Raw genomic sequence first — 6,340 nt, 5'->3', positions numbered from 1 at the left:
GGCACGTTGCGCTCAGCGGGTGGCCGGTACCGGCACTGCGCTATCCGTTGTGCCAATTTCGGCAGGCAAAGTACCGGAGTCTGACGCCTGGCCAAGCGTTTCCGCGCCTGTACCAACAAACCAACCGTCCGACTCTTGCATCTCGCGCAACCAGACTTCGACCAGCCGCGCAGCCTCTTCGGCCAGACCAGTGAGCTGTTGATCACGGTTCTTGGAAATTCGGGATTCGAACACCTTGATCACCTGAATCTGCTTTGGCTCGGGGTTCATTTTGGATTGCGCCGCATCGTCCCAAAGGGTCACATTCATCGCCACCGCAGACTTGCCCGGAATGATCGGGGGCGGCAGCGAATAGGCTTCGACGCTCACACCGAGATGGTAGTATTTGTCGCCCTGAAACCGGCTGAACCGATCACCAAGCGCTTTGCTCATCTCTTCGATCCATTCATCCTTGGTCGCCTCGCGCGAAACCAGAAGTTTCTGAAGGTTGGGGGCCACCACCCCGATATGACCGATACGGAAATCACCCAAGGGATCGGTCGGCCCTTCAAGATCGCGGGTCGGGCTGGCACAAGCGGCCAAGGCGATAAGCAGTGGCAAAGCAACAAAAAAGCGGCGCATTGTGTCCCCCGGAAACATCATCCGGACCTGTCTATCCCAGCACCCGAAGCGGCGCAACGCACCGCAACTGGCGCGCAGCAGCCGACGCGCTAAATTTTAGGTGATATGGAAAACACTACGCAAACCTTTGTCCCTGCCACGGAACCCTATTCGCAGCCAGTGCGCGCCAATCTGGTGCGCGAGCCGCTGAACGTTCTTCAAAGCTGGCAGGCCTCGCGACAGAACCTGCTTACCATCATCCCCGAAATCTCCACCCGTCAGCCTATCGTGTCAGGTCGCACTGGCACGCCGTGGCATATGGTGACTGATCCGAGTGCCATACGGCGCGTGCTGTTGGAAAACGTAGACAATTATCCGAAATCCATCGTCACCAAGAACCTGCTTCGCCCAGCCATTGGCGACTCGCTTTTTATTGCCGAAGGCAAGCACTGGCGATGGCAGCGTCGCACCGCAGCCCCTGCGTTTTCGCACCGCAATGTTGCGGCTTTGGCCCCAGTGATGACACGCGCGGCAGAGCGATCTGCGGACCGCATCACACAAGCGGGCAACCGCGCCGTGAACATTCTGGACGAGATGATCACTGCCACATTCGATGTGATCTCTGACGTGACCTTTTCAGGCGACACCGGGTTCGATCGCGCCGCTGTGCATCGGGCCATCGACATCTATATCGCCGAGGCAGGCAAGGTGTCGCTGTTTGACGTGCTTGGCCTGCCCGACTGGATCCCACGACCGGGTCGCAGCCTTGCCACCAATGGCATGACCGACATGAAGGACGCCGCCGACCGGGTCATCGACGCGCGCCAGGCACGCGGATCGCAGGACGTGCCAGATTTGCTCGACCTGTTGCTGGCAGGCGACGACCCAAAATCTGGCCGCCGTATGAGCACCGAAGAAATCCGCGACAACCTCCTTACCTTTATTGTTGCAGGGCACGAAACCACTGCACTGACCCTCGCATGGTCGCTATACTTGTGTGCCTTTGACCCAAACGCCCAAGATCGCGCCCGCGCAGAAGCGCAATCCGTCCTTCAGGGCCGCGCCGCCACCGCCGATGATGTGGCCCGCCTGCCATATATCCGGCAGATCATCGACGAGGCACTGCGCCTGTATCCGCCCGCAGCCATCGTGTCGCGCACAGCGTTAGCCCAGGATTCGCTGTGCGGCACGCCGATCAACCCCGGCGATACTGTGATCCTACCGATCTATGCGTTGCATCGGTCGCACCTGCTGTGGGACGACCCTGACCAATTCAACCCAGACCGGTGGGCACAGGGGGCAAAGCCCGACCGTTACGCCTATCTTCCGTTTGGAGACGGTCCCCGCATTTGCATCGGCGCCAGCTTTGCCCTGCAAGAAGCGGTGATCATCCTCGCCACCTTGCTAGGGCGATTCCGTTTCAAATCGGTTAAAGGCGTCGATCCGGACCCGGTTATGATCATCACGTTGCGCCCCGAAGGTGGCGTGTGGCTCGAAGCGGACCCGCTCTAAATCACCGCTTTTTCCACTTGCGGCGCGCCGCTCAATAGGCGGTCAAAATGGAACTCACTTAGGTCAAGTGTCTGGTACGAGCCAAAACACATCCATTCGGCCAAACCCCTCCCCATCGCAGGGGCCTGCTGCAAGCCGTGGCCTGAAAAACCGTTGATAAACAGATAATTAGAAACCTGGGGATGCGGCCCCAGAACAGCATTGTGGTCAAAGGTGTTCATCTCGTAGTGGCCGACCCAACTGTGCGCCAGCTTGATCGTCTCGAACTGTGGAATGCGCGCCGCCAACAACGGCCAAACCTCGGCCTCCCAGAGGTCATGATCCATCGCGAAATCGTCAAAGGCGACCGCTAGATCATCACCAAAATGCCCCCCTGCCTGATAGGTCCCACCGCCGTTTTCGCGCACATGCAGGCCCGACGGATCAATTGTCAGCGGCAAATCTCGGTCCAGCGGCTGTTCAGCCTTGAAGACCCATGAATACCGTTTGCGTGGCTCCACCGGCAGATTGATCCCGGCAAGTCCCGCCACATGCCCAGCGCGCGGCCCGGCGGCATTGATCACATGCCCACAGGCAATCCGCTCGCCTGTCGCCAATGTGACCGACTGCACGCAGCCCGCCGACACATCCATGCCGACAACCTCGTTTTCGACATAAGCGACACCCCGTTCCTGCGCCTGCCGCCGCAGCCATTCGAAGAGCGCCATACTATCGAAATACCCCTCGCCGCGCGTGTTGATCGACCCTAGAACGATGTCATCCACCGCATAGAACGGGTACAGTCGCTGGACCTGATCCGCGGTCAAAAGACGGGTCGCGGCGCCCGCCGCCACCTGCACCGCGGCTCGCGCGCTCAGGTCATCGGCAAACGCCTGTGTGTCAGCCAGATAAAGATACCCAAAACTGCGAATACCAAGCTGCGGCACACGCGCATCGCCCCCCATATAGGCCCGCATATTGGTGATGAAATCCGCACCGAACTGACTGATCTTCACGTTCAATTCGCTTGAGAATTGCTGCCGGATACACGAGGTCGATGTCGCCGTCGCACTTCGTTCAAAGCTCATATCCCGCTCTACAACCAGAATACGGCCATCAAAGCCCAAATCGGTTAGAAACCACGCCGCAACTGATCCCATGATCGCCCCACCGACGATCACGACATCATAGCTATCCCGTTCCGGAGCCGCGCCCATGGATCAGATTGCGGCTTTGCGGCTTTCTTCAAGATAGATCTCTCGCAGACGGGCTGTGCGTGCGCCCGGCGTGCCATCGCCCAAACCAACACCGTCGATCTCTACCACCGGCATCACAAAGGACGACGCAGAGGTGATGAACGCCTCATCTGCATCCTTCGCCTCGTCGATGGTAAAATCGCGCTCCTCCACTTGCATCTGCGCCTCTTGTGCAAAGCGCAGCACAGCCGCCCGGGTGATACCGTGCAGAATGTCGTTCGACAACGCGCGGGTGATGATCGTGTTGCCCTTGATGATGTACGCGTTGTTGCTGGTGCCCTCGGTCACGGCCCCGTCCTGCACCATCCAGGCGTCATCCGCACCCGCCTTCTTGGCCATCATTTTGCCCATCGACGGGTACAGCAATTGCACCGTCTTGATGTCGCGACGCCCCCAGCGCACGTCTTCAATGGAAATGATCTTCATCCCCGTCTTGGCGGCCGGGCTGTCCGCCAATCCCGGCTTGTTCTGCGTGAACAGAACAACGGTCGGTTCGGTCGTCTCCGGATCAGGAAACACGAAATCGCGGTCTCCTGGCGCGCCACGAGTGATCTGCAGATAGACCAAACCATCCTCAATCCCGTTTACTGAGACCAATTCACGATGAATCGCGAGCAAGTCATCGAACACCGCAGGCTTCTTGATCTCCAACTCGTTCAACGACCGCTCCAACCGTTTGGCATGGCCTGCAAAATCAATGAGCTTGCCGCCAAGAACGGATGTCACCTCATAGACGCCGTCCGCCATCAGGAACGCCCGGTCAAAGATCGACACTTTCGCCTCGTCTTCGGGCAGATATTCTCCGTTCACGTATACGGTGCGGGTCATGGTGGATCTCCTTATCCCCAAAGGCCGGGCGCAGAAGGATGCACACCCGCCTCGTCAAACAGCAATGGTTCCTCGCGGTCTTCGGCCAGAAGAAGCGGCCCGTCAAGGTCCGTGATCGCCGCCCCTTGCGCAACCAACACCGCCGGCGCCATTGCCAGTGACGACCCCACCATGCAACCGACCATCACACCATAGCCTTCGGCCAGTGCGGTATCGCGCAAAAGCAGCGCCTCGGTCAGCCCACCGGTCTTATCAAGCTTGATGTTCACAATGTCATACTTGCCTTTGAGGTCCGCCACCGACGCGCGGTCATGACAGCTCTCGTCCGCACAAAGCGGCACAGGCCGGCTCACACCCAAAAGTGCGTCGTCCTCGCCGGCAGGCAAAGGCTGCTCGACCAGATCAACGCCCAACCGTAGCAGATGCGGCGCAAGATCGGCATAGACTTCAGCAGACCAACCCTCATTGGCATCCACGATGATACGGGCATCCGGTGCGCCCGCCCGCACCGCTTCAAGACGTGGCATGTCGTCAGGCGTGCCCAGCTTGATTTTCAACAAAGGCCGATGCGCATTCTTGGCAGCCTGTGCCTGCATCACCTCGGGTGTCTCCAGTGACAACGTATAAGCCGTTACCTCCGGCCCCGGCTCTGGCAATCCGGCAAGCTCCCAAACGCGACAGCCCGCCTGTTTGGCCTCTAAATCCCAAAGCGCACAATCCATCGCATTCCGCGCGGCCCCGGCGGGCAAAGCGTTCTGCAAAGCGGTCCGGTCGATCCCCTCTGGCAAAGACCTGATCTGGGCCTCAACACTCTCGAGGGTTTCACCGTACAGCGCATATGGCACGCATTCACCCATGCCCGTGATGCCTCTGCGGGTCACCCGCACGGTCAAAACCTTCGCCTCTGACCGGCTCCCACGCGAGATCGTAAAGACCTGCGCCAACCGAAACACATCCCGTGTCACCTCGATCATGGTGCTGTCCCCTGCTTCTTCTTTTTCCAAATATGCCAAAGCAACCTTGCCAAAGGCGCATCGATTGTGGTTGTCAAATCGCCGCCAAAGCCTCGGCCAACCGGTCTGCACCATGGCGGTACGGATCCACCGCAGGCAAGCCCATCCTGGTCTCAAGCTCATTGAGATAGGCCACGGCTTCGGCTTCGCCCATATGCTGAGTGTTGATCGAAATACCTGCAACAACGCACTCCGGATTGGCGATCTGCGCCAACGGCAGCGCCATGTCCCGCAACGCCTCCAGCGAGGGCAGGTCATATCCCGGAAGACCACGCATATGCGTTCGTGTCGGTTCATGGCACAGGATCAGCGCGTCGGGTTGCCCACCGTGGATCAGCGCCATCGTGACACCTGAAAAGGACACATGGAACAAGCTGCCCTGCCCTTCGATCACATCCCAATGATCAGCGTCATTGTCGGGCGTCAGCCATTCGATGGACCCCGCCATAAAATCTGCGACAACCGCGTCAAGCGGCACGCCGTCGCCGGTGATCAGGATTCCGGTCTGCCCGGTCGCGCGAAAGGTGCTTTTCATACCTATGTCGCGCATGGATTTGTCCAGCGCGAGACCGGTATACATCTTGCCCACCGAACAATCCGTGCCAACGCCCAGCACCCGCTTACCGCTGCGTTTGACGCCATCGGCGATCGGGTATTCCACCTCGGGCACTCGGACATCGTGCAGCGCGCGGCCCGTCGCCTCGGCCACAGCCACCAGATCGGGTTCATCACGCAACAGGTTGTGCAAGCCCGAGGCAAGGTCGAACCCCTCCTCAAGCGCCATCACCAGAACCTTTTTCCACGCCTGGCTGATCTTGCCACCGCGGTTCGCAACACCGACCACCAGCGTTTTGGCACCAGCAGCCTTGGCGTCGGCAAGTGTCATGTCCGTCAGACCCAGATCGGCCTTGCAGCCCTCCATTCGGAATTGGCCGACACAGTTCTCAGGGCGCCAATCCTTGATGCCCTGCGCGACCTTCGCGGCAAGCCCATCCGGTGCATCGCCCAAAAACAAAAGATATGGTGTGTTGATCATCATGGCCCCCTGAAATGCGTCGTGATTGAACGAAGGATGACAGCCCAACGCATCAATTGCATTGCCTCCATCGGCGCAAATGGCACTGATTGCACAAAATTTCTTCGCAATTGCCA

The 6,340-nt window shown here is 59.2% G+C and carries 6 protein-coding genes; 1 reads left to right on the top strand and 5 read right to left on the bottom strand.

Annotated elements, in window-relative coordinates; all coding sequences use genetic code 11:
• Positions 1–12: 12 nt before the first annotated feature.
• Positions 13–621, bottom strand: a complete 609-nt coding sequence (locus ACTG4M_RS12285) for a hypothetical protein (RefSeq protein WP_439123954.1) — start codon at positions 619–621, stop codon at positions 13–15.
• A gap of 105 nt (positions 622–726) precedes the next feature.
• Between ACTG4M_RS12285 and ACTG4M_RS12280 the strand changes: the two genes are divergently transcribed.
• Positions 727–2,112 (top strand): cytochrome P450, encoded by a 1,386-nt coding sequence (locus ACTG4M_RS12280; protein ID WP_439123953.1) that lies wholly within the window; start codon positions 727–729, stop codon positions 2,110–2,112.
• Here the strand turns inward: ACTG4M_RS12280 and ACTG4M_RS12275 are convergent.
• The 4 genes from ACTG4M_RS12275 to dgcN all read right to left on the bottom strand — a co-directional run bounded on the left by ACTG4M_RS12275 (position 2,109) and on the right by dgcN (position 6,224).
• The gene (locus ACTG4M_RS12275; protein ID WP_439123952.1) at positions 2,109–3,308 is read right to left on the bottom strand and encodes an NAD(P)/FAD-dependent oxidoreductase; all 1,200 of its coding nucleotides are present in this window, start codon (positions 3,306–3,308) and stop codon (positions 2,109–2,111) included. The genes ACTG4M_RS12280 and ACTG4M_RS12275 overlap by 4 nt on opposite strands.
• Before the next feature lie 3 nt (positions 3,309–3,311).
• Entirely contained in the window at positions 3,312–4,175 is an 864-nt protein-coding gene (locus ACTG4M_RS12270) for a D-amino-acid transaminase (RefSeq protein WP_439123951.1), read from the bottom strand.
• A gap of 11 nt (positions 4,176–4,186) precedes the next feature.
• The gene (dgcA, locus tag ACTG4M_RS12265; protein WP_439123956.1) at positions 4,187–5,149 is read right to left on the bottom strand and encodes an N-acetyl-D-Glu racemase DgcA; all 963 of its coding nucleotides are present in this window, start codon (positions 5,147–5,149) and stop codon (positions 4,187–4,189) included.
• A 73-nt stretch (positions 5,150–5,222) separates the two neighbouring features.
• Positions 5,223–6,224: an N-acetyltransferase DgcN gene (gene dgcN, locus ACTG4M_RS12260; RefSeq protein WP_439123950.1), complete on the bottom strand. Its 1,002-nt coding sequence runs from the start codon at positions 6,222–6,224 to the stop codon at positions 5,223–5,225.
• Positions 6,225–6,340 lie beyond the last annotated feature (116 nt).

The sequence above is a fragment of the Marivita sp. genome, assembly GCF_965656765.1.
Classification (GTDB): domain Bacteria; phylum Pseudomonadota; class Alphaproteobacteria; order Rhodobacterales; family Rhodobacteraceae; genus Marivita.
Note: the sequence above shows the minus strand (reverse complement) of the source record. Positions and strands in the feature narration are given on the sequence as shown.